This is a genomic window from Leifsonia sp. KNZ13-11D (assembly GCF_056754895.1).
This window is the reverse complement of sequence record NZ_JBPGWU010000001.1, coordinates 2,967,294-2,990,689: the sequence shown is the minus strand read 5'-3', so window position 1 is coordinate 2,990,689 and position 23,396 is coordinate 2,967,294. Positions and strand designations below refer to the sequence as shown.

17 protein-coding genes and 1 tRNA gene are annotated in these 23,396 nt (G+C 70.2%); 15 read left to right on the top strand and 3 right to left on the bottom strand.

The features are described from left to right. The first annotated feature begins 6 nt into the window (after positions 1–6). The 11 genes from ACR9Y5_RS14720 (at position 7) to ACR9Y5_RS14670 (ending at position 14,588) form a co-directional block, all read left to right on the top strand. On the top strand, positions 7–708 hold the full coding sequence (locus tag ACR9Y5_RS14720; RefSeq protein ID WP_481298641.1) for a TetR family transcriptional regulator: 702 nt from the start codon (positions 7–9) through the stop codon (positions 706–708). A gap of 81 nt (positions 709–789) precedes the next feature. Then, positions 790–865: transfer RNA gene (locus ACR9Y5_RS14715), tRNA-Thr, on the top strand. A gap of 92 nt (positions 866–957) precedes the next feature. Further along, complete coding sequence (locus ACR9Y5_RS14710; protein ID WP_481298640.1) at positions 958–3,513, top strand: PKD domain-containing protein; 2,556 nt, start codon at positions 958–960, stop codon at positions 3,511–3,513. Between the two features lie 183 nt (positions 3,514–3,696). After that, entirely contained in the window at positions 3,697–5,295 is a 1,599-nt protein-coding gene (locus tag ACR9Y5_RS14705) for a D-alanyl-D-alanine carboxypeptidase/D-alanyl-D-alanine-endopeptidase (protein ID WP_481298639.1), read from the top strand. Positions 5,296–5,332: 37 nt separating this feature from the next. Further along, complete coding sequence (locus tag ACR9Y5_RS14700; protein ID WP_481298638.1) at positions 5,333–5,908, top strand: isochorismatase family protein; 576 nt, start codon at positions 5,333–5,335, stop codon at positions 5,906–5,908. A 91-nt stretch (positions 5,909–5,999) separates the two neighbouring features. After that, complete coding sequence (locus ACR9Y5_RS14695; RefSeq protein WP_481298637.1) at positions 6,000–8,201, top strand: MMPL family transporter; 2,202 nt, start codon at positions 6,000–6,002, stop codon at positions 8,199–8,201. Between the two features lie 40 nt (positions 8,202–8,241). Further along, entirely contained in the window at positions 8,242–8,958 is a 717-nt protein-coding gene (locus ACR9Y5_RS14690) for an alpha/beta fold hydrolase (RefSeq protein ID WP_481298636.1), read from the top strand. 1,642 nt (positions 8,959–10,600) lie between these two features. Then, on the top strand, positions 10,601–11,107 hold the full coding sequence (locus ACR9Y5_RS14685; RefSeq protein ID WP_481298635.1) for an Lrp/AsnC family transcriptional regulator: 507 nt from the start codon (positions 10,601–10,603) through the stop codon (positions 11,105–11,107). Next, complete coding sequence (locus tag ACR9Y5_RS14680) at positions 11,107–12,570, top strand: NAD-dependent succinate-semialdehyde dehydrogenase (RefSeq protein WP_481298634.1); 1,464 nt, start codon at positions 11,107–11,109, stop codon at positions 12,568–12,570. Before ACR9Y5_RS14685 ends, ACR9Y5_RS14680 begins: the two co-directional genes overlap by 1 nt. Position 12,571: 1 nt before the next feature. Further along, on the top strand, positions 12,572–13,762 hold the full coding sequence (locus ACR9Y5_RS14675; protein ID WP_481298633.1) for a thiolase family protein: 1,191 nt from the start codon (positions 12,572–12,574) through the stop codon (positions 13,760–13,762). 64 nt (positions 13,763–13,826) lie between these two features. Then, positions 13,827–14,588, top strand: coding sequence for a 3-hydroxyacyl-CoA dehydrogenase (locus ACR9Y5_RS14670; protein ID WP_481298632.1), 762 nt, complete (start codon positions 13,827–13,829; stop codon positions 14,586–14,588). A 158-nt stretch (positions 14,589–14,746) separates the two neighbouring features. Here ACR9Y5_RS14670 and ACR9Y5_RS14665 read toward each other — a convergent pair whose 3' ends face one another. Next, entirely contained in the window at positions 14,747–16,201 is a 1,455-nt protein-coding gene (locus ACR9Y5_RS14665) for a helix-turn-helix domain-containing protein (protein ID WP_481298631.1), read from the bottom strand. Between the two features lie 115 nt (positions 16,202–16,316). Here ACR9Y5_RS14665 and ACR9Y5_RS14660 point away from each other — a divergent pair, with 115 nt between their 5' ends. Further along, positions 16,317–18,149, top strand: coding sequence for a phosphoenolpyruvate carboxykinase (GTP) (locus ACR9Y5_RS14660; protein ID WP_481298630.1), 1,833 nt, complete (start codon positions 16,317–16,319; stop codon positions 18,147–18,149). A 105-nt stretch (positions 18,150–18,254) separates the two neighbouring features. Here ACR9Y5_RS14660 and ACR9Y5_RS14655 read toward each other — a convergent pair whose 3' ends face one another. Continuing rightward, positions 18,255–20,273, bottom strand: coding sequence for an ABC transporter ATP-binding protein (locus ACR9Y5_RS14655; protein ID WP_481298629.1), 2,019 nt, complete (start codon positions 20,271–20,273; stop codon positions 18,255–18,257). A 50-nt stretch (positions 20,274–20,323) separates the two neighbouring features. Then, the gene (locus ACR9Y5_RS14650) at positions 20,324–20,539 is read right to left on the bottom strand and encodes a hypothetical protein (RefSeq protein WP_481298628.1); all 216 of its coding nucleotides are present in this window, start codon (positions 20,537–20,539) and stop codon (positions 20,324–20,326) included. A 91-nt stretch (positions 20,540–20,630) separates the two neighbouring features. On the opposite strand from ACR9Y5_RS14650, the gene ACR9Y5_RS14645 reads away from it, so the two are divergent. Genes ACR9Y5_RS14645 through ACR9Y5_RS14635 form a run of 3 tightly spaced genes read left to right on the top strand, consistent with a single transcriptional unit; the run spans position 20,631 to position 23,305 of the window. After that, entirely contained in the window at positions 20,631–21,554 is a 924-nt protein-coding gene (locus ACR9Y5_RS14645; RefSeq protein WP_481298627.1) for an ABC transporter ATP-binding protein, read from the top strand. Between the two features lie 24 nt (positions 21,555–21,578). Further along, positions 21,579–22,478, top strand: coding sequence for an ABC transporter permease (locus ACR9Y5_RS14640; protein ID WP_481298626.1), 900 nt, complete (start codon positions 21,579–21,581; stop codon positions 22,476–22,478). Next, on the top strand, positions 22,475–23,305 hold the full coding sequence (locus ACR9Y5_RS14635; RefSeq protein WP_481298625.1) for an ABC transporter permease: 831 nt from the start codon (positions 22,475–22,477) through the stop codon (positions 23,303–23,305). The genes ACR9Y5_RS14640 and ACR9Y5_RS14635 overlap by 4 nt, the downstream gene beginning before the upstream one ends. Positions 23,306–23,396 lie beyond the last annotated feature (91 nt).

Here is a 23,396-nt window from a genome sequence, read left to right as displayed (position 1 = left end):
GTGATCGTGTCTGCGGCCCCCGATACCACTCTGAGCGAGCTGGGACTGCGCGAGCGCAAGCGCATCGCCACCCGCCGTGCCATCCAGCTCGCCGCGGTCGAGCTCGCGGGGGAGCGCGGGTTCGACCGCGTCACCATCGATGAGATCAGCCATGTGGCCAACGTCTCGCCGAGGACGTTCTTCAACTACTTCCCGTCGAAGGAGTCCGCGATCATCGGGGAGCTGCCCGACCTCCCGGACGCGGAGACGGTGGAGCGCTTCGTCACCGCAGGCCCCGACGAGCCCATCCTCGAGGGCATCAGCACGCTGCTCATCGCCGCGATCGACATCGGCGACAGCGGCGTGGGCGACGGCGGCGACCGGAGCGACACCGTGGCCGACGCGCAGAACATGCAGCGCCTCCACACCCTCCGCCGCGCGCTGCTCAAGGACAACCCGGAGTTGTTCGCCCTCCGCATGGCGAGCATGCACAGCTTCGAGGATGCGCTCAGCGGCGTGGTGCAGCGCCGGCTCGCGCACGACGATCCCTCCCTCGTCGACGACCCGGAGACGCTGCACCAGCGTGCCCGGCTGGTCACGTACGTCGCGTTCGCCGGGATGCGGCACGCCTGGTCCTGCTGGGCGGACCACGGGGGTGTCGAACCGCTGTCCGACAGGCTCCGCAGTTCCTTCGAGCAGCTCTCGGCGCTCGGCGCCCAGGTCCGCTGACGGGCGCGGCGCCCCTGTTCGTGACCGGGCCGAGGATCGGGTAAGCTATCTGACTGTGCGCCGAGCGGAAGCCCGGCTCACGCCGCCCTAGCTCAGTCGGCAGAGCATCTCACTCGTAATGAGAAGGTCAAGGGTTCGATTCCCTTGGGCGGCTCCAGAACTTCCGCACGTGTTATCCCGTGCACTCTCGTGGCAGCCGGTGTAGCCTGGCGAAAAGTCGAGGATCTATCAAGTCTGCCCGAGGCTGTCATGAATGCATTGACACGATCCCGTCGAGCGTACGCGTTCGGCCCGCTCACCGCGCTACTGACCGCGCTGCTGCTGATCGCAGCATCGCTGGCCCTGGCAGCGCCCTCCTCGGCGGACACGATGCCGCCCGATCCGACCAATCCGGCCTCGCCGCCGACGGTCGGTGCGACCGCGCTGCCGACAGTGCAGATCGACGGCGTCGCCTGGTCGCAGGCGGTGGTGGGTGACACGGTGTACGTCGGCGGGAAGTTCGGCACCGCCCGTCCGGCCGGTTCACCAGCCGGCGTGAACACCACCCCGCGCAGCAACTTCCTCGCGTACAACATCGTGACCGGAGCGCTCGTCACGACGGTCAATGTGCCGCTGAATGCGCAGGCCCGCGCGGTCGCCGCGTCGCCTGACGGGTCGAGGGTCTACATCGGGGGCGACTTCACGAGCGCCGGCGGTGCCACCTACTACCGGATCGTCGCCATCAGCACGGCCACCGGACAGCCGATCGCCTCCTTCCGGCCCACCATCGACAGCCAGGTGCGCGCGATCGCAGCGACGAACACGGCGGTATACATCGGCGGGACGTTCACGAGCGTCAACGGGACCAGCCGGACACGCCTCGCGAAGCTGGACCCCACCAACGGTTCGGTCATCGGTTCGTGGACGGCATCCGCCGACAACGTGGTCAGCGCCCTCGGCGTGACCCCGGACGGCAGCCGTGTCTACGCCGGCGGATCGTTCGCCAACGTCAACGGCGCCTCGCACTACGGGCTCGCCATGCTGAGCGGGTCGACGGGCGCGGCTATGCCCTTCCCCGCGAACAGTGTCGTCCGGGATGCCGGTGCCAACGCGGGCATCACCTCCATCGCCGTCACGGCGGACCGGGTGTACGGCTCGGGGTACGTCTTCGGTTCGGGCGGGAACCTGGAGGGCAGCTTCTCGGCGGACGCCACGACAGGGGCGCTGATCTGGCTGGAGGACTGCCACGGGGACACGTACTCGGTCATGCCGATCGCCAATGCGCTGTACCTCGTCGGCCATCCGCACGACTGCCGGAATGTCGGCGGGTTCCCCGAGACCAGTCCGCGCACTCACCATCACAGCCTCGCGTTCTCCAAGGCCCGCACCGGGACCCTGACCAACGACGGCAACCGGAGCTACGCGAACTTCAAGGGTCAGCCGTCGCCGACGCTCCTGAACTGGTTCCCCGATTGGCAGGTCGGCACCTTCACCGGCCAGAGCCAGGCGGGATGGAACGTGGCGGGCGACAGCAGGTACCTGGTCGTGGGCGGCGAGTTCCCGGCGGTGAACGGCAAGGCCCAGCAGGGTCTCACCCGGTTCGCCTTCGACACTGTGGTCCGGAGCACGACGGGTCCCAACAACAACACGGATCTGACTCCGACCGCGACGTCGGCCACAGCCGGCCAGGCTTCGATCACCTGGAAGGCGACCTACGACCAGGACAACGTCGCACTCACCTACTCCCTGGCGCGCGACGGTGACACCGCGCACCCGATCCTCCAGGCCACGCGCACCTCGACGTTCTGGAGCCGCCCGTCGATGGCGTTCACGGACACGGGCCTGGCGAACGGCAGCGGCCACACATACACGCTGACCGTGACGGATCCCGACGGCAATCGCATCTCGCGGGTCGGCAACCGCGTCACGATCGCCGGGGGTGGCACGAACCAGCCGCCAACAGCATCGTTCGTCGCCGGAACCAATGCCCTCGCCGTCTCGGTGGACGGCAGCGGATCGACAGACCCGGACGGCACCATCGCGTCGTACTCGTGGACGTTCGGCGATGGCGGCACCGCCAGCGGGGCCACCGCCGGTCACACGTACGCGGCCGCGGGCACGTACACGATCACTCTGACGGTGCGGGACAATGCCGGCGCCACCGCAAGCACCTCCCGGCAGGTGACGGTCGCGGCGTCGTCCGGATCGACGCTGGCCAGGGACGGGTTCGAGCGCACCGTGTCCGGTGGCTGGGGTTCGGCGGAGGTCGGCGGGGCGTGGACCTCGGCCGGGACCGTGTCCTCCTATTCCGTCGCATCGGGGACGGGTCAGATGAACGATCCGGCCGGGACGACGAAGTCGGAGACGCTGGGGGGTGTCGCATCCACCCGGACCGACGCGACCGTCACCTTCACCACGGACGTCGCGCCGACCGGTGGCGGCGCGTTCGTCTCCGTGATCGGCCGTCAGGCCGGTTCGTCCTCCTACGCGGGCCGGGCGTGGATCAGCGCGAGCGGAGCGGTGCAGGCGCAGCTGATGGTGAACGGCACCACGGTGCAAGCGGCCACGGTCGCGGGGCTGACCTACACGCCAGGGCAGTCGATCGCCGTGCGCGTCCAGGCCGTGGGCGCGTCCCCGACGACCGTGCGGGTGAAGGTATGGGCCGCGGGGCAGGCCGAACCTGCTTCCTGGCAGGCGAGCGCCACCGACTCGACGGCCGGCCTGCAGGCCGGGGGTGCGGTCGGTCTGAGCTCCTACCTTTCGGCGTCGGCGACGGCACCGGTGACCGTCCGCTTCGACAACCTCCTCGTCTCCGCCGTCCCGTGACCCGCGAAGAAGGTCACCGCAGGCGGCGAAGCGGCGGGGCCCACGGTGGGGGACGTCGAAGGACGATTCGCAGCACCCGGTGACGAGCGGCACGAGCGGCGAGGGGCCGTCCACAAGCGGAATGGCCTGCACACGAAAGAAGCGCTCGTAGCAGCATTCAGAAAGCCCGGGTAACATACCCGGATGCACGAATCGGACCAGCCGGACGTCGGGCCCGACCCGTCCACCACGCCGATCCCTCCCGCAGCGACCCCCGACCCGGCGGTCGCGCCGGAGCCCCCGACGACCACCGGATCGGGTCGCCGAGCCGCCCCCCGGCCCGGCGGCGTCGCCGGATTCGGGGCGGGCGTGATGACGGCCATCCGCAAGCACCCGAAGACCTGGATCGCCGCGGCGGGAGCCGCCGCGTTCATCCTGCTGGGCACCGGCAGCGTCGCGCTGGGCGCCACGGTCGGCGCACCGGCCGCTGCCGTCGGCGTCGCACCGACCGGGACGCCGACGCCCACGCGCACGGCGTCGGCGACCCCGACCCCGACGCCGACCGCCGATCCTGCGCGGCCCGTCCCCGCCAACCAGGCCGCGGCGACGCGCGTGCGCACCTGCTCGGTGGCCGGGCTCGCCGCGGACGGCCGCCTGGGCACCCTGGAGGCGCAGGTCGTCAACGCGAAGACCGGGCAGACCCTCTTCGACCGCAACGGTGTGAAGCCGGGGCCGACCGCCTCGGTGCTGAAGACGCTCACGTCGGCGGCGGCGCTGGCGACCCTGGGCCCGGACTACCGCGTCCCCACGACGGTCGTCGCCGGCAGCACGCCGGGCCAGATCGTGATCGTCGGGGGCGGCGACGTGACCCTGTCGCGCCTGCCGGACGGCCAGGCGTCGTTCTACACCGGTGCCCCGAAGATCCAGGACCTCGCCAACCAGGTGAAGCAGGCGATGGGCGGCCAGCCGATCACGTCGATCGTGGTGGATGCGACGCTGTTCGGCGCCCCGTTCTGGCAGCCGAGCTGGGACGAGCGCGAGGAGCGCGTCGTCGAGGGCTCCACCCCGTACATGACGGCGCTGATGGTCGACGGCGACCGCGACGACCCGACGGCGGTCGAATCGCCGCGGAGCACCGATCCGGTGTCGCGCGCGGTGCAGTACTTCCAGCAGTACCTCGGCACCAGTGTGGGAGTCAGCCAGGGTGTCGCCCCGGCCGGCGCCCGCCAGCTGGGCATGGTGCAGTCGCAGCCGGTGACCACTCTCATCGACCAGGCGATGCGCGTCTCCGACAACACGATCATGGAGGAGCTGGCGCGCCTCGTCGCGATCAAGAACGGCGCGGGCAACACGTTCGACGCCCTGAACGCCGGCGTGCTCGCGGGCCTGAAGGGCTATGGGATCGACACCTCGGGCATCCACATCGCCGACGGTTCCGGGCTCAGCGCCGACAACGCGGTTCCGCCCTCGTACCTCACCCAGCTCTTCATCAAGGTGCTGAACCGCCAGAACGGTCTCGGCGTCGTCTACGACGGCCTGCCGGTCGCCGGGAAGTCGGGGACGCTCGGGCCGGGCTACAACCGTTTCACCGGGTCGAGCAGCGTCGCACGGGGATCCGTGTTCGCCAAGACCGGGTGGATCGACCACGGATACACGCTCGCCGGGATCGTGAACGCCGCGGACGGAACACCGCTGACGTTCGCCGTGTTCGCCCTGGGGAACGTCGGCGACAACGCCAAGCAGGCGATCGACAGTCTCGTCGCCGGGTTCTACAAGTGCGGGGACAATCTCTCCAACGGCTGAGCCGGACCGCCGGCCTCATAGCGATCGGAAGGACAACATGGGCAGGGCGCTCTTCGTCGTGGATGTGCAGAACGACTTCACCGAGGGAGGCGCGCTCGGGGTCACGGGAGGCGCCGCCGTGGCGCAGGGCATCACCGACTACCTCGCTGCCCACGCGGACGAGTACGACGTGGTCGTGGCGAGCCGTGACTGGCACGACGGCGACAACGACAACGGCGGCCACTTCGCGGCGGGCGGCGAGCCCGACTTCCAGAACAGCTGGCCGGTGCATTGCGTCGCCGGCAGCGACGGTGCGGAGTACCACCCGGCGTTCGACACGTCGCGGGTCACCCACCACGTCCACAAGGGTCAGGGCGTGCCGGCCTACTCGCTGTTCGAGGGTCGCACCGGTTCGGGCGAAACGGTGCAGCAGGTGCTCGACCGGCACGGCATCGCCGAGGTGGATGTCGCGGGCATCGCGACCGACTACTGCGTGCGGGCGTCCGCCCTGGATGCGCTGGCCGACGGCCGGCGCGTTCGCGTGCTCCGGCGGCTCGTCGCGGGCGTCTCGCCGGAGACTTCCGAGGCCGCACTCGCGGAGCTGGCTGCGGCCGGTGCCGAGCTCGTGGACTAGAACGGCGCGCGCAGCGCCCGCGGGTGGCGTGGACGCGCCCCGTCGCTCACGCTATGCTCATTGCTAGCTCATCTAGTAATCAGGAGGCGAAGTGTCGAGTGGCGCCGCGGGCACGCAGAAGGCGGTCCGCCCGCCGGCCCGATGGCTTCGCATCCTGGTGCCCGCCGCACTCGTCCTCGTCTGGCTCGTGCTCGCCGGCGTCGGCGGCCCGACCTTCGGCAAGCTCTCGAGCGTCTCCAACAACGACCAGGCGGCCTTCCTGCCCGCGAGCGCGGAGTCGACCGAGGTCCAGGACTGGCAGAAGCGCTTCACCGACTCGGGCTCGATCCCGGCCATCGTGGTGGTGGAGTCCGAGACCGCGATCCCGACGAGCGAGCTCGCCACGACCTACGCCGACCTCGGCGCCAAGCTGGGCGACGTGGAGGGCGTACAGGCGCCGGCGGAGGGCGCGACCACCAGCGTGGCCGGTCCCATCCCCTCGGAGGACGGCCGCGCGGTCGAGTACATCGTCCCGGTGTCCGACTCGAATGAGGTGAAGGCGGTCGTCGCGGACCTCCGCTCGGTGGTGGACCAGACCATCCCCGAGGGATCGCGGGCCTGGGTGACCGGGCCGGCCGGGCTCACCGCCGACCTGGTCAGCGCCTTCGGCGGGATCGACGGCATCCTGCTCCTCGTCGCCGTGGCCGCGGTCTTCGTCATCCTGCTGCTCGTCTACCGCGCGCTGCTCCTGCCGTTCCTCGTGCTGTTCACGTCGATCTTCGCGCTCTGCGCCGCGATCCTGATCGTCTACCTGTTCGCACTGTGGGGCTGGATCAAGCTGTCGGGGCAGAGCCAGGGCATCCTCTCGATCCTCGTCATCGGCGCCGCGACCGACTACTCGCTGCTGCTCGTCGCCCGGTACCGCGAGGCGTTGGAGCAGGAGGAATCGCGCTGGGTCGCCATCCTGCGCGCATGGAAGGCTGCGCTCGAACCGATCGTGGCCTCCGGGGCGACGGTCATCCTCGCCCTGCTCTGCCTGCTGTTCTCGGACCTCAACTCGAACAGGAGTCTCGGACCGATCGCCGCGATCGGCATCGTGTTCTCGCTGCTCTCCGCGCTGACCCTGCTTCCCGCTCTCCTGGGAATCTTCGGGCGCGCGGCGTTCTGGCCGTTCCGCCCGGTCGTCGGGGACAAGAAGCACCCGAGGGAGACCGGCGCGACGCTCGCGGGGCTCGAAGGCGTGCACGGGCTCTGGCGACGGATCGGCGGCCTGATCGCCCGCCGCCCCCGGGTCACGTGGATCGTCACGCTCGTCCTGCTGGGGGCGTGCGCGCTGGGGCTTACGCAGCTGAAGGCGAACGGCGTGCAGCAGACGGACCTCATCCTGTCGCAGTCGGACGCCGTGGACGGGCAGGCGGTCGTCGCCGAGCACTTCGACGCGGGTTCCGGGTCGCCGGTCCTGATCGTCGCTCCGGAATCACAGGGGGATGCGGTGCTCGCGGCCACGACGAAGACGGACGGCATCGCGTCGGCAGCCTTCTACACCGGCGGCGGCCGGCCACAGCCGGGTGCGACCGCGCCGCCGCTGGTGAAGGACGGGCACGTGCTCATCCAGGCGACCCTCGCCTCCGAGCCCGACTCGGCGAAGGCGGAGGCCGTCGTCACGGACCTCCGCAGCTCTCTGTCGACGGACGGCACGGTGCTGGTCGGAGGTGTGACCGCGATCGCGCTCGACACGAACGAGACGGCGCAGAGCGACCTGGCGAAGATCATCCCGATCGTGCTCGCGGTCATCCTGGTGATCCTCATGCTGCTGCTGCGGTCCATCCTCGCGCCCGTGCTGCTGATCGCGAGCGTCGTGCTGTCGTACGCGGCGGCGCTCGGAGTGTCCGCGCTCGTCTTCAACCACGTGTTCGGCTTCCCGGGGGCCGACGCGACCGTGCCGTTGTTCGGGTTCGTGTTCCTGGTCGCGCTGGGTGTGGACTACAACATCTTCCTGATGACCCGGGTGCGGGAGGAGTCGCTGCGCATCGGGACGCGACCCGGCATCCTGCGCGGGCTCGGCCTCACCGGCAGCGTGATCACGTCGGCCGGTGTCGTGCTGGCGGCGACCTTCGCGGCGCTCGCCGTCATCCCGATCCTGTTCCTGGTGCAGATCGCCTTCATCGTCGCGTTCGGCGTGCTCCTCGACACCGTGATCGTCCGGACGCTGCTGGTGCCTGCTGCCTCCTATGACATCGGCCGAGGGATCTGGTGGCCGTCGAAGCTGTGGAAGAACCGGACGCACGAGGCGCGAGCGGAGGTGTCGCCGTAGTGGCGCCGGTCGGCGGCGGCCGGCATGGCAGAGTGGCGTCATGACGCACATCCACGTCGACCGTCACCCGGGCCCCGACCCGGTGCTGCTCGTGCACGGCTTCGCCACCACCGGCTCCCTCACCTGGGAGGCGACGGGATGGGTGGCCGCGCTCGCCGAGGCGGGGCGCGGGGCGCTCGTGCCCGACCTGCGCGGGCACGGCGGCAGCGACGCTCCGCACGACCCCGCGGCCTACTCGCCGCAGCTGCTCGCCCAGGACCTCCTCGCGGTGCTCGACGAGCAGGAGGTCGAGCAGGTGGATGCGATCGGCTACTCGATGGGCAGCTGGGTCGCGCTCGCGCTGGCCGGTCTCGCCCCGCACCGGGTGCGCCGGCTCGTGGTCGGGGGAGTGGGGACGGTCGAGCAGTTCGGCCGCTGGGGCGTCTCCGCCGTGCAGGCGGCACTGCGCGACGGCGTCGACACCCTCGACCCGACCAGCCCGCTGGCCCCGCTGCTGGCGTCGCTCCGCCAGGCGCCCGGCGTCGACCGCGAGGCCCTCGCCGCATGCGCCGCCGGAATGGCGACGCACCCGCTCCCGCTCGCGAGCCCGGTGCCGACCCTGCTGGTGGTGGGGGAAGCGGATCCGGTGACCGAGGGCGCGGACGAGGCCGCGCGGCTGCTGGGTGCGGAGCTCGTGGTGCTGCCGAAGCGCAACCACGTCACGACGCTGAGCGCGCGCGGGTTCAAGCAGGCGGCGGTGCCGTTCCTGGCGTCGTAGCTCCGGAGCGGGTCGGAACAGAATCTGGGATATCGCGTCATCGATTGCGCGTCGGTACGTCTTCCATGATGTGCCACGTCTTCTCCGCTCCAACATCATTGGCGCCGCAGTCAATGGGCTTGGATTAGGGGCCGGGCTAGCTATCGCGATCAAGAATGCTCTCGGGGGTCTCGTGCCGATACTCTTGAAGGCCTTCGATGGGGGTATCAGTGCCTTGGGTAACTCAGGCGACCTCTTCAACTTCATCACCGGGGTCGGCTGCGCGATGGAACCCGCGACATGCAGGAAGTAACGGACTACGCCTCCATCGTCTTGCTGAAGCATGGGTGGGCCGTAGGCGCCAACTGGCAGAATTGCTTGCTGCTACTGGAGAACGGCGTTCTGTCTTTGAGATCAGACTCTGCTGTCATATTCAGTGTGTCGGTGAGAGCGGCAGAGGCAAGGTTCACGGCGTCGGGATCCCTCGTGCTAGAGATCGACGGCGCTACTCGTCGGTACACGCTGCTCGAGTTCGGCGGTTGGACCACGCCACAACCCAGTCACCGTTTGCTGCAAATGCGTGACGACGCTCGAGTTCGGATGCGCATGGCAGAAAAGAAGGGCCCACATATGGTGACCTGGCGTTCGGTGCTCCTTCGTAATGGTGCGGTCGTGACCGGTCGAAAGGGATTCGGGCTCTTCTACCTCATTTGGTGCTGGCGGAGTCGCCCTCGCCGCAGCAATTGCGATCGTCGTGTTGGCGGTGGTGACTGGGAACGCCGGCCCTCCTTGATTCCTCGACAAATCGAAGAGCGTCTACGACATCCTGAAAATCATTTACGCGTGGCTCAGATGAGCCCGTACGCGGGTTTGGTCGCAGCATTCGTGATCGCAATGACTTTGGAGAGAAATGCCGAATTGGCTTGGCATCTTGATAGTGGTGTTCGCGGCAATAGCAGTCGCATTGCTCCCATGGGTGCGGCGCCAGGACGCCAATCTCGCCAGACGGCGCGAGGAGGCCGGAAAGACCCCCGTCGTAATTCCCAAGAAGATCGTGATTGTCCTGGCTGTAGTCGCCATAGTCGGCGGTGTCCTTCTGATCATCTTCGGTTGATCCGGGGATCGCTGGTCGGCATCCGTCCTCAGGCGCGGACACGCGGCGTTGATTGGCCTCGCCTCAGGAGCAGTCGCTCTGATCTTGCGCGCCAAAAACGGTAAGACGCCAGCGGCGGGCGTCGCGCTTTGTGCCTTTTTCACATGTAGCGAGATCGCCTTCTGGCTGACGCTGGCATATAGCGCTACGGGTCAGGCGATCTTGTGAAGCTGAGCGCCGATGGTGCTGCGGTTCCGAAGCCCTGCTGTTCGCGAAGCAGTCTGCCGGGTCGTACGCGTACGACGCTGTCGATCGCCTGACCGGCGACGAAAGGGCACCCACCACGGCCGTGCGGCCACCTGCGCCCAGCTCTGCTTGCGGCTGACGGTCTGCGCGGCGACAGCATTGTTGGGATGCGCCGGAGCCTCTGTGGTGGGCGCTTATCTTTCGATCTCGCTGCAAGCCGGTGCTCCCCGCACACCCTGCCCGCCCGTTCCTGAGAGCTTCGGTCACCGTGCGCTTCGCGCGTACCGTGCGTCGTACGATGTGCGAGGACCGAAGGAGGGCCGCATGGTCGACAAGCTCGACGCCGAGCTGATCGCGCTGCTGGCCGCGGAGCCGCGGCTGGGCGTGTTCGAGGCGTCGCGGCGGCTGGGGGTCGCGCGCGGGACCGTGCAGGCCCGGCTGGACCGGCTGCAGCGGTCGGGGGTGGTGCGCGACTTCGCGCCCACCGTCGACACCGAGCGGCTCGGGTTCCCGGTGACCGGGTTCGTGACCGTCGAGCTCGCGCCGGGGGAGGAGGGCCGGGATGCGGGCATCGTCGAGCACCTGCGCGAGATCCCCGAGATCCTGGAGGTGCACCGCGTCACCGGGCCCGGCGACCTGATGGTGCGGGTGGCCGCGCGGTCCAACACCGACCTGCAGCGCGTGATCGACCGCATCGGCGGCGACCGCGCGGTGGCGCGCACCACCACCGTGATCGCGCTGACCACCATGATCGATCACCGGACCGTGCCGCTCGTGCAGGCGGCCGTGGCACCGGACGACGACCGCACGAACGAGGAGGGACACGACTGATGGATGAGAAGGCTCTGCTGGAGCGCGTGCCGGACGGACTGTACATCGGCGGCGAGTGGACGCCCGGGTCGGCAGGCACGTTCCCCGTCTTCGACCCGGCGACCGGCGACCGGATCGCCGAGATCGCGGACGCGTCGCCCGAGGACGGCATCCGTGCGCTGGATGCGGCGGTCGCGGCCGCCGACGACTGGGCGGCCACACCGGCCCGTCAGCGCGGCGAGATCCTCCGCCGCGCGTTCGACCTGCTGCAGGAGCGGCGCGACGAGTTCGCGCTGCTGATGACTCTCGAGATGGGCAAGCCCCTCGCGGAGGCCGGCGGCGAGGTCACCTACGGCGGCGAGTTCCTGCGCTGGTTCTCCGAGGAGGCGGTGCGCATCACGGGGCGCTACGGCGCCAACCCGGAAGGCACCGGGCGCATGATCGTGTCGCAGCATCCGGTCGGGCCGTGCTTCCTCATCACACCGTGGAACTTCCCGCTCGCGATGGCGACGCGCAAGATCGCGCCGGCGCTCGCCGCGGGCTGCACGGTCGTCATCAAGCCGGCCGAGCTCACGCCGCTCACGACCCTCTACTTCGCCAAACTGCTCGAGGATGCGGGCCTTCCGGGCGGCGTGCTCAACGTCGTCACCACGACGACCTCCGGCAAAGTCTCGGCGCCGATCATCGCCGACCCGCGCCTCCGCAAGCTGTCGTTCACCGGCTCGACCGAGGTCGGCAGGAAGCTCCTGCAGCAGGCGTCCGAGAACGTGCTCCGCACCTCCATGGAGCTCGGCGGCAACGCGCCGTTCGTGATCTTCGACGACGCCGACCTCGACAAGGCGGTCGACGGGGCGATGCTCGCCAAGTTCCGCAACATCGGCGAGGCCTGCACCGCCGCCAACCGGTTCATCGTGCACGAGGCGGTCGCCGACGAGTTCGCCCGGCGCGTCACCGAGCGCGTGAACGGACTCCGGGTCGGCCGTGGGACCGAGGACGGCGTCACCATCGGGCCGCTCATCAACGAGGACGCGATCGAGAAGGCGTCCGAGCTGCTCCAGGATGCGGTCACCCGCGGCGCGTCGGTGCTCACCGGGGGCTCGCGCGTCGACGGCACCGGGACGTTCTTCGAGCCGACGGTGGTGACGGACGTGCGCGCGGGCAGCGAGATCCTGCGGCAGGAGATCTTCGGACCGGTGCTCTCGATCGTGCGGTTCTCCGACGAGGACGAGGCGGTGCGGCTCGCGAACGACACCGAGTACGGACTCGTCTCGTACGTCTTCACGAAGGACCTCGCGCGCGGCCAGCGGATGATCGAACGGCTGGAGACCGGGATGATGGGGCTGAACGTCGGCGTGGTCTCCAACGCCGCGGCGCCGTTCGGCGGTGTCAAGCAGTCCGGGCTCGGGCGCGAGGGCGGCTTCGAGGGCATCCACGAGTACCTCAACACCAAGTACACGCTCACGCCCAACCCGTTCGGAGCCTGACGTGGCGCGCGCAGAAGCGGTCATCGTCGACGTCGTCCGCACCCCGTCGGGCCGGGGGAAGCCGGACGGTGAGCTGTCCGACATCCACCCGGCCGACCTCCTCGCCGGTGTGCTGCTCGAGCTGGCGGGGCGCACCGGGATCGACCCGGCGGTGATCGACGATGTGATCGGTGGATGTGTCACCCAGTCGGGCGAGCAGGCCGGCAACATCACCCGCACGGCCGTGCTCAGCGCGGGCTTCCCCGAGACCGTGCCGGCGGTGACGATCGACCGGCAGTGCGGGTCCAGCCAGCAGGCGGCGGCCTTCGCCGCGCAGGGCGTCATCGCCGGCGCCTACGACGTCGTCATCGCCTGCGGGGTCGAGTCGATGAGCCGCGTGCCGATGGGCTCCAACGCGCAGGGCGCCCGGCTCGGCGGCGAACTGCTCGCTGGGCGGTATCCGGCCGGGCTGGTGAACCAGGGGGTCGCGGCCGAACTCATCGCCGACCGGTGGGGGTTCAGCCGCACCCGGTTGGACGACTACGCGGCCGAGTCGCACGGCCGCGCGGCCTGGTCGGCGGCGAATGGTGCGTACGACGGAGAGCTGGTCGCCGTCCCGACGCCCGACTCGGGCAGCGTCATCGCCGACGAGACCATCCGGCCCGGCACCACCCCGGAGAAGCTCGCGCAACTGCAGCCGGTCTTCCGCTCGGAGCGGCTGGCCCAGCGGTTCCCGCAGCTGGAGTGGCGGATCACCGCGGGCAACTCGTCGCCGCTCACCGACGGCGCGTCGGCTGCGCTGATCATGAGCGCGGACGCCGCGAAGCGGCTGGGCCTGCGCCCACGCGCGCGCTTCCACTCGTTCGCAGTCGCGGGGAGCGACCCGCTGCTGATGCTGACCGGCATCCTGCCCGCGACGCGGAAACTGCTCGACCGCAGTGGCGTGCCGCTCGACGAGATCGACGCCTACGAGGTGAACGAGGCGTTCGCGCCCATCCCGCTGCTGTGGCAGCAGGAGTTCGGCGCCGACGCGTCCAAGCTGAACCCGCGCGGCGGGGCCATCGCGCTCGGGCACGCGCTGGGCTCGTCGGGCACGCGTCTCCTGGCGACCCTGCTCAACGAGGTGGAGGCGCGGGGCGGCCGCTACGGTCTGCAGACGATGTGCGAGGGCGGCGGCACGGCGAATGCGACCCTGATCGAAGTGCTGCGCTGACCGGCGGGCCGTTAGTGACGACCTCCCCGGACGACCGGGGATCCACGCGAAACGAAGGAGAACCATGCAGCTCGACGGATGCTCCGCTCTCGTCACCGGCGGGGCGAGCGGACTCGGAAACGCCACCGCCCGCGCCCTCACCGAGGCGGGCGCGCACGTCGTCATCCTCGACCTCCCGCGATCGGAGGGGGAGAAGGCGGCGATCGCCCTCGGGCCGACAGCCCGGTTCGTGCCCGCGGATGTGACGGACGAGGAGCAGGTGCAGGCGGCCGTCGACACGGCCTCCGGACTCGCTCCGCTCCGGGTGGTCGTCAACTGCGCCGGCATCGCCACGGCGGAGAAGGTCATCGGGCGCGACGGGCTGATGCCGCTGGAGCACTTCGAGCGCGTGATCCGGGTCAACCTGGTGGGCACGTTCAACGTGGTGCGGCTCGCGGCGGCGGCCATCGCGCAGACCGGGCCCGTCGGCGAGGAACGCGGCGTCATCGTCAACACGGCGTCCGTCGCCGCCTTCGACGGGCAGATCGGCCAGACCGCCTACTCGGCATCGAAGGGCGGGGTCGCGGCGATGACCCTGCCGCTCGCGAGGGAGTTCGCGCGCAGCCTCATCCGCGTGATGACGATCGCGCCCGGCATCTTCGAGACACCGATGATGGCCGGACTGCCTCAGGCGGCCCAGGACTCGCTGGCCGCGCAGGTGCCGCATCCCTCGCGGCTCGGGCGGCCGGCGGAGTACGCGGCACTGGTGCGCGCGATCGTCGAGAACCCGATGCTGAACGGCGAGACGATCCGCCTCGACGGCGCGATCCGGATGCAGCCCAAGTAGCCGCGGGGGTCGCCCCGCGACATTCGTGCCGAATGTCGCTAAACGGGCGCGGGAGGCCGACATTCGTGCCGAATGTCGCACCACGCCCCGCGGGACATTCGTGCCGAATGTCGCGATAGGGGCGCGGAGAGGCGACATTCGTCACGAATGCGCGCGCGTCAGGCGCCGGAGTGCGCCTCCAGGAACGCGTACACGTCCGAGTCGTCGACGCCCGGGAACGAGCCGGAGGGCAGCGGCGACAGGATGTGCGCGTGCAGCCGGGCGCTCGGCCACGCCTTGCCCGCCCAGCGCCCGGAGAGGTCCGCCGGCGCGCGCTTGCAGCACGACTCGTCCGGGCAGCGCGACTCCGCCCGCACCGTGGTCTCGCGACCGCGGAACCACTTCGCCTCGTCGAACGGCACCCCGACGGTGATCGAGAAGCCGCCCTCGGCGGTCGTCCCGGTCTGGGTCGCGCACCAGTACGTCCCGGCCGGGGTGTCGGTGTACTGGTACAGCTCCGTGGTGCGGTTGGTGTGCGTGAACGCGGTGCGCGCTCCCCACTTTCGGCACACGACCTGGCCCTCGATCGAGCCGGTCACATCTGTCGGCAGGGGCAGCCCGTCGTTCTCGTACCCCTTGTAGAGGGCGCCGTCGTCGCCGACGCGGAGGAAGTGCATGGTCATGTCCAGGTGACTCGTCGCCAGGTTCGTGAGCCGCAGCGCCGCGGCCTCGTGGGTCACCCCGAAGGCGTCGCGGAAGTCCTCGACCGCGAGGTCCTTGTCCTTCTTGGCCTGCTGCAGGAAGCCGACGGCGGCCTCCCGGGGCATCAGGCAGCAGGCCGCGAAATAGTTGATCTCCAGCCGCTGCCGGAGGAAGTCGGCGTACGACGCGGGCCGCGTGTGCCCGAGCAGCCGGTGCGCCATCGCCTGCAGGGCCATCGAGCGGAGGCCGTGGCCGCCCGGTATGGACGCCGGCGGCAGGTAGATGCGCCCGTTCTCCAGGTCGGTGATCGACCGGGCGGACCGCGGCAGGTCGTTGACGTAGATGAGCTCGAAGCCGAGACGCTCGGCCATCACGCTGACCTCGCGGTGGGTGAGTGCCCCGCGTACGTGACCGGACTCCCGCACCTGCTGCTCGGCCAGCTCCTCGATCTCCGGGATGTAGTTGTCCTCGCCGCGCATCCGCTCGCGCAGCTCGGTGTTGGCCCGGCGCGCCTCCTCGGGCGTGGCGATCGCCTCGCTGGCCCGGCGGCTCAGCTCCCGGTGCATCCCGACCAGCGAGCGCAGCGTCTCCGTCGGCGTGCCCTTCGTCGGCTTCACCGTGGGGAGGCCGAGCGACGCGTACAGCGGGCCGCGCTGTGCGCGGGCGAGCTCGATCTCGAGGGCTGCGCGCTCATCCGGCGGCTCGGCCGAGAGCAGGTCGGCCGGCTGCACGCCGAGGGCGCTCGCCAGCGCGCTGAGCAGCGAAATGCGCGGCTCGCGCTTGCCGTTCTCGATCAGCGAGAGCTGGCTGGCGGCGACGCCCGCTGCGGCCCCCAGGTCGTCGAGGGTCATGCCCCGCCGCGTGCGGAAGTGCCGGATGCGGTGGCCGAGCGTGGCGACGTCGATGTCGCCGGTGTCGATGGGAGTGCTCATGGCTTCACGTTAGCGAAAGATTCACGATTCTTGAACCAAAAAATCTGGGCACAGGTGGCAGAAGGTCGCGGATGCTGGATGTATCGCCGCTTTTTTCCACGAAAAGGACTCCGCAATGAGCATCGCCGAGCTGCCCCTGACCGACACCGCACCGTCCGGCGGGCTCGCCGCCGTCCGGGCCTGGGTGGACGAGATCGCCGCCCTCACGAGACCCGCCGAGGTGGTCTGGTGCGACGGGTCGCTGGGGGAGGCCGATCGCCTCACCAAGCAGCTCGTCGCCGAGGGCAAGCTCATCCGCCTCAACCCGGAGTGGCGGCCGAACAGCTTCCTCGCGCGCACCGATCCCGGCGACGTGGCCCGCGTCGAAGACCGAACGTTCATCTGCTCGCTCGACGAGTCCGACGCCGGGCCGACCAACAACTGGCGGGAGCCCGAGGACATGCGCGCCGAGCTCCGCGGCGTCTTCGCCGGCAGCATGCGCGGTCGCACGATGTACGTCGTGCCGTTCTCGATGGGTCCGGTCGGCGGTCCGCTCTCGCAGGTCGGCATCCAGCTCACCGACTCGGCGTACGTCGCGGTCAGCCTCGGGATGATGACCCGCGTCACCGAGACCGTGCTCGACCTGATCGAGGCCGGGCAGCCCTGGGTGCCGACCGTGCACAGCGTGGGCTACCCGCTGATCGATGCGGACGGGCGCGAGCGCGACGACGTGCCGTGGCCGTGCGACACCACGAAGTACATCGTCCAGTTCCCGGAGACGCGGGAGATCTGGTCGTACGGCTCGGGATACGGCGGCAACGCCATCCTGGCCAAGAAGTGCTTCGCGCTGCGCATCGCATCGGTGATGGCGCGCGACGAGGGCTGGCTCGCGGAGCACATGCTCATCATCAAGGTGACCTCGCCCGAGGGGCGCGTGTTCCACTTCGCGGCGGCGTTCCCCTCCGCGTGCGGCAAGACGAACCTCGCGATGCTGCAGCCGAGCATCCCCGGCTGGACGGTGGAGACCATCGGCGACGACATCGCCTGGCTGCGGCCGGGTCCGGACGGCCGTCTCCGGGCGATCAACCCCGAGGCGGGATTCTTCGGGGTCGCGCCGGGCACCGGCGAGAGCACCAACCGCACGGCGGTCGACACCCTCTGGGGCAACACGATCTTCACCAACGTGGCACTGCGCGACGACGGCGATGTCTGGTGGGAGGGGCTGACCGACGAGCCCCCGGCGCACCTGATCGACTGGGAGGGGAGGGACTGGACGCCCGGGAGCGGTCGCCCGGCCGCGCATCCGAACTCCCGTTTCACCGTGAGCGCCGCGCAGTGCCCGTCCATCGCCGACGACTGGGACGCCTTCGACGGCGTGCCGATCGACGCCATCCTGTTCGGCGGCCGCCGGGCGACCAACGTGCCGCTCGTGGCGCAGGCGCGCGACTGGCGGCACGGTGTGTTCCTCGGTGCGACGATCTCGTCCGAACGGACGGCCGCCGCCGAGGGCACGGTCGGGGAGCTGCGGCGCGACCCGTTCGCGATGCTGCCGTTCTGCGGCTACAACATGGCCGACCACTGGGCGCACTGGCTCGAGGTGGGGGAGGCGCTGGGCGCCGACGCTCCCGCGGTGTTCCAGGTGAACTGGTTCCGCCGCGGCGACGACGGCCGCTTCCTGTGGCCCGGCTTCAGTGAGAACGCGCGCGTGATCGAGTGGATCGCGCGCCGCGTGGAGGGCACCGCGGGCAGCGTGGAGACGCCTATCGGGCGGCTTCCGCGCGTGGAGGACCTCGACCTCGACGGACTGGACCTCCCCGCGGGGGACGTCGAGGCGCTCTTCGAGGTCGACGCGTCGAGCTGGCTGGCCGAGTGCGACCTCACCGACGAGTTCTTCGACCGCTTCGGCGCGCGCGTCCCCGCCGCTCTCCGCGCCGAGCTCGCGTCCCTCCGCTACCACCTCCGCGCCTGACCCGTCCCCCCTGCGCCGGGGCCCCACCATCGAGTACACGAAAAGTGCACGCGAATCGCCCGATTCGCGTGCACTTTTCGTGTACTCGACGGAGGGCGGAGGGGGTTAGACGAGGAGTTGGTGCTTGGCCAGGTCGCGGTAGAGGGGGGTTGTATCGACGAGTTCGGAGTGGGTGCCGGTGCCGATGACGCGGCCGTGGTCGAGCACCACGATCTGGTCCGAGTCGACGACGGTGGACAGGCGGTGCGCGATCACAAGGAGCGTCCTGTCCTCGGCGACCGCGTCGATCGCCTCCCGCATCAGCTGCTCGTTGCGCCCGTCGAGGCTCGACGTGGACTCGTCCAGCAGCAGCACCGGAGGCGCGGCGAGCAGTGCCCGGGCGATCGCGAGCCGCTGGCGCTCACCGCCGGAGAGCATGATGCCGTCCTCGCCGACCTGCGCGCTCAGCCCGAGCTCGTTGCGCTCCAGCACCTCGGTGAGGTTGACCGCGTGCAGCACCTCGATGCACTGCTCGTCGGTCGCGTCCGGCGCCGCGAGGGTCAGGTTGTCGCGCAGCGTTCCGGCGAGCACCGGCGCGTCCTGCTCGACGTACCCGATCTGCGAGCGCAGCGCGACGCGGTCCAGAGTGCGCACATCCATCCCGCCGAACCGCACTTCGCCGCCCTGCGGGTCGTAGAACCGCTCGACGAGCGCGAGGATGGTCGACTTGCCGGCGCCGGACGGCCCGACCAGCGCGGTGCGCTTGCCGCGCGGGACGCGGAAGCTGACGCCGTGCAGCACGCCGCCGTGCCGCGCCTGCGCCGCATCGGACCCCGCTCCCGCGGCGGCCTCGGCCTCCGCGACGACGTCCGCGCCGGTCAGCGCCTCGAACGCCAGCCGCTCGGGAGACGGCTCGGCGTCCCGCCGCGCCGCAGGGCGCTCGGCGTCCCGCCGCGCCGCGCGCTCGACGTCCGGCCGCTCCCCGTTGGTCGCCTCCGCCTCTCCCGCACCCTCCGGGTACGCGAACCGCACCTCCACGAACTCGATCGCCGGCGCTTCGGGGGCGAGCCCCTCGTTTGCCGCGCCGACCGTCATGGCGAGCGGGGCGATGTCGCGGTCGTGCTGGTCTTCGGCGGGCAGGTCGAGGATCTCCTGGATGCGGCCGAGCGCGCCGAGCGCCGAGTTCACGGCGGCGATGGCGCCGAACGCCTGCCCCAGCGGGAGGATCATCATGAACAGGAACAGGATGAACGCCACCAGGTTCGCGATCGTGATCGCGCCGCTGGCCACCCGGAATCCGCCGACGCCGAGCACGACCAGGAACGACACCTGCATGGCGATCCCGGCAACCGGCACGACGAGGGCCGAGATCTTCGCGACCTGGATGCCCATCCGCCAGGCTCCCGTCGCGTCCTCGTCGACCGCCGCGATCTCGCGCTCGGTGGCGTTCGCGGCCCGGATGGTCCGCACCGAGCTGATCGCCCGCTCCACGGCGGCGGCGAGATCGCCGACCTTGTTCTGCGCCTTCTGGCTGGCGACGCGGATGCGCCCGGAGAGCAGCACGACGGTCACCACCGAGATCGCGACGACGAGGACCGTCAGGCCGAGGAGCACGGGATCGATGATGAGCATCGCGATGAGCGCGCCGATGAACGTCAGGGCGCCGCCGATCGCCTCGACCAGTCCCTGGGTCAGCACGGCCCGGAGCAGTGTGGTGTCGGAGCCGACGCGCGAGACGAGGTCTCCGGTGCGCCGGGTGTCGAACTCGCTGATCGGCAGCCGCAGCATCCGCCCCACCAGCTTGCGTCGCGACGAGAGCACCACGCCCTCCCCGGTGCGCTGCAGCAGGTAGTGCTGGTAGCCGGAGATGAGGGCGGAGACGACCACGAGGGCGACGAGCCCCCAGACGAGACCGTTCAGCGGCTGCTGCTTGCCGACGAGCTCGATCACCTGGCTCACGAGCAGCGGCTGGGCGAGACTCGCCGCGGCGCCCAGGATGCTGAGCACGACGACGAGCGACAGCACCCGCTTGTGCTCGAGCAGGTACGGCAGCAGCTGCGAGAACCTCGCGCGGGGTCCCGCGTCGTCGGCGGAACGGCCGAAGCCGCGGCGGCGGCGCGGGGAGGCGGTGGAGGTGGTCGACATGACGGTGGCTCCGTTCGGGGGAGGAAGGGGCGTCGGAGGCGGCGGTGCCGTCAGCTCCGACCGTACTTCTTGTGAACTGCCTGTTTGCTGACACCGAGCGCGAGGGCGATCAGCTGCCACGTGGCGTTGGCGTTCCGCGCGCGGCGCACGGCGACGGCCTCGAGCCGATCCAGCTCGCGGTGCATGCGCGCGATGGCCCGCAGGGCGACGATCGGGTCGTCGGAGCCGGCGTCGCCGGCGAGGGTGCGGAGGCTTCCGGAGTCCATGCGGTCAACCTTAGTTGACGGCGACCGCGAAGTCAACCTGGATTGACGGCGCCCCTCGCAATGTCCGTGGTGGCGGCTACAGTGCAGAACTATGCCGCCCGTCATCGCCGCCCGCGACCTGGTCAAGAAGTACAAAGACTTCCCGGCCGTCGACGGCATCAGCTTCGAGGTCGAGCCGGGGGAGTCGTTCGGACTGCTCGGGCCCAACGGCGCGGGCAAATCCACGACGATGCGGATGATCGGCGCGGTCTCCACCCGCTCGGCGGGCGACCTCAGCATCCTGGGCCTCGACCCCGACCGGTACGGGCCCGAGATCCGCTCGCAGCTGGGCGTGGTGCCGCAGGCGGACAACCTCGACGCCGAGCTGCGGGTGCGCGACAACCTCATCGTCTACGGCCGCTACTTCGGGCTGCCCTCGGCGCGCGTGCGCGCACGGGCGGATGAGCTGCTGGCGTTCGCCCAGCTCGAGGACAAGGCGAAGGCGAAGGTCGACGACCTCTCCGGCGGCATGAAGCGGCGGCTGACCATCGCGCGTGCGCTGATCAACGACCCGCGCATCCTGCTGCTCGACGAGCCCACGACCGGTCTCGACCCGCAGGCGCGCCACATCCTCTGGGACCGCCTCTTCCGGCTGAAGGAGCAGGGCACGACGCTGGTGCTGACCACGCACTACATGGATGAGGCGGAGCAGCTGTGCGACCGGCTGGTCGTGGTCGACAAGGGCACCATCATGGCGGAGGGATCGCCGGCGGCGCTGATCCGCGAGTACTCGACGCGGGAGGTGCTCGAGGTGCGGTTCGGCTCCGAGCGCAATGCCGAGGTGGCCGCGGGGCTCGACGGCGTCGGCGAGCGGATCGAGGTGCTGCCCGACCGCATCCTCGTCTACAGCGACGACGGCGAGGCGGAGCTCGCGCGGATCGCCGAGCGCGGGCTGCATCCCCTCACCAGCCTGGTGCGGCGATCGAGCCTCGAGGACGTCTTCCTCCGGCTGACCGGACGGAGCCTGATCGAATGAGGTCGATCGAATGAGGCTGATCGAATGAGCGCGATCGTCGGGCCCGCGGGGCCGGCCGGCGCCTCGGGCGGCGGCGGAGACGAGCAGGGCGCCGGGCCGGCCGCCGACGCGCGCTCGGCGCTCGCGGCCGCGGGCCGGCCGCGGCGCTTCGGCGCCTGGTACGTGGCGGAGCACCGGTTCCGGGTGATGCGGTCGTACCTGCAGACGCTGCTCGTCACCGGTTTCGGCAACCCGCTGCTGTACCTGCTGGCGATGGGTCTCGGCCTCGGCAGCCTGGTCAGCGCCAACCTCGGGCCGAACGCGGTCGACGGGGTCAGCTACCTCGCCTTCGTCGCCCCAGCCCTGCTCTGCACGGCCGCGGTGACCGTCGCGAGCGAGGAGTTCACCTACCCGATCATGCTCGGGTTCAAATGGAACCCGACCTTCTACGGCATCAACGCCTCGCCCATCGCGCCGGGGCAGATCATCGACGGGGTGGTCATCTCGGTGGTGGCCCGGCTGCTCGGCACCTGCACGGTCTACTTCGTCTTCACCGCCCTGTTCGGAGCCGTGCCGAGCCCGTGGGGCTGGGTCAGCATCCTGATCGGCACGCTCGGCGGGCTTGCGTTCGGGGCGCCGATCATGGCCTACGTCGCGACGCTCGAGCAGGACAGCGGTCAGATCGCGATGCTGATGCGCTTCGTGCTGCTGCCGATGTCGCTGTTCTCCGGCACGTTCTTCCCGCTGTCCAGCATGCCCGGCTACCTGCAGTGGATCGGCTGGATCTCTCCGCTCTGGCATTCGACGGAGCTCTCGCGCGTGTTCACCTACGGCATGAGCGAGCCGCTCTGGCTGTCGGTCGTGCACGTCGTGTATCTGCTCGTGCTCTTCGTGGTGTTCTGGCTGTGGGCCCGGCGCATCACCGCGCGGAGGCTGAACAAGTGACCGCCACGGATCAGCGCACCGCCGTCGCCGCCCAGCGGCAGCGGCCGCTGCGCGCGCTCTACGCGGGCAACGCGCGGTCGGTCATGCAGCGCGGCTGGTCCGCCACCCGCAGCACGAACTGGCTGGTCATCGTGTCCGGCTTCTTCGAGCCGATCTTCTACCTGCTGTCGCTCGGCATCGGCTTCGGAGCGCTCGTCGGGAGCATCACCACATCGTCGGGCCAGACCGTGCCGTACGCGGCGTTCATCGCCCCGGCTCTGCTGGCGACCGCGGCGATGAACGGCGCGGTCTACGACTCGACGTGGAACGTGTTCTTCAAGATGCACTTCGCCAAGCTGTACGAGGGGATGCTGGCCACGTCGCTGGGGCCGCTCGACGTGGCGCTGGGCGAGATCCTGCTCGCATTGCTGCGCGGGGCGCTCTACGCGCTCGGCTTCATGCTGGTGATGCAGGCGCTCGGGCTCAACCTGTCGTGGTGGGCGCTGCTCGCCCTGCCCGCCGTGCTGCTCATCGCGTTCGGTTTCGCCAGTTTCGGGATGGGCGTCACCAGCTACATGAAGACGTTCCAGCAGATGGACTGGGTCAATTTCATCCTGCTCCCCATGTTCCTGCTCTCGGCGACCTTCTACCCGATCACCGTCTACCCCGAACCGGTGCAGGCGGTCATCAAGGCGCTGCCGCTGTGGCACGGCGTCGAACTCGTCCGCGGCCTGACCACGGGACAGGTGGACCCGGGGATGCTGTGGCACGTGCTGTACTTCGTCGTGATGGTCGTGCTGGGCCTCATCCTCACCACCCGGCGGCTCCGCGCGCTGTTCCTCGACTGAGCCCTGCTCCGACGGAGAAGGGCCGCCGAGCGGCGCGTCGTCCCGCCCATCCCCGATGAATCGCGACGACCTGTCACCACTCGGCGGCCCG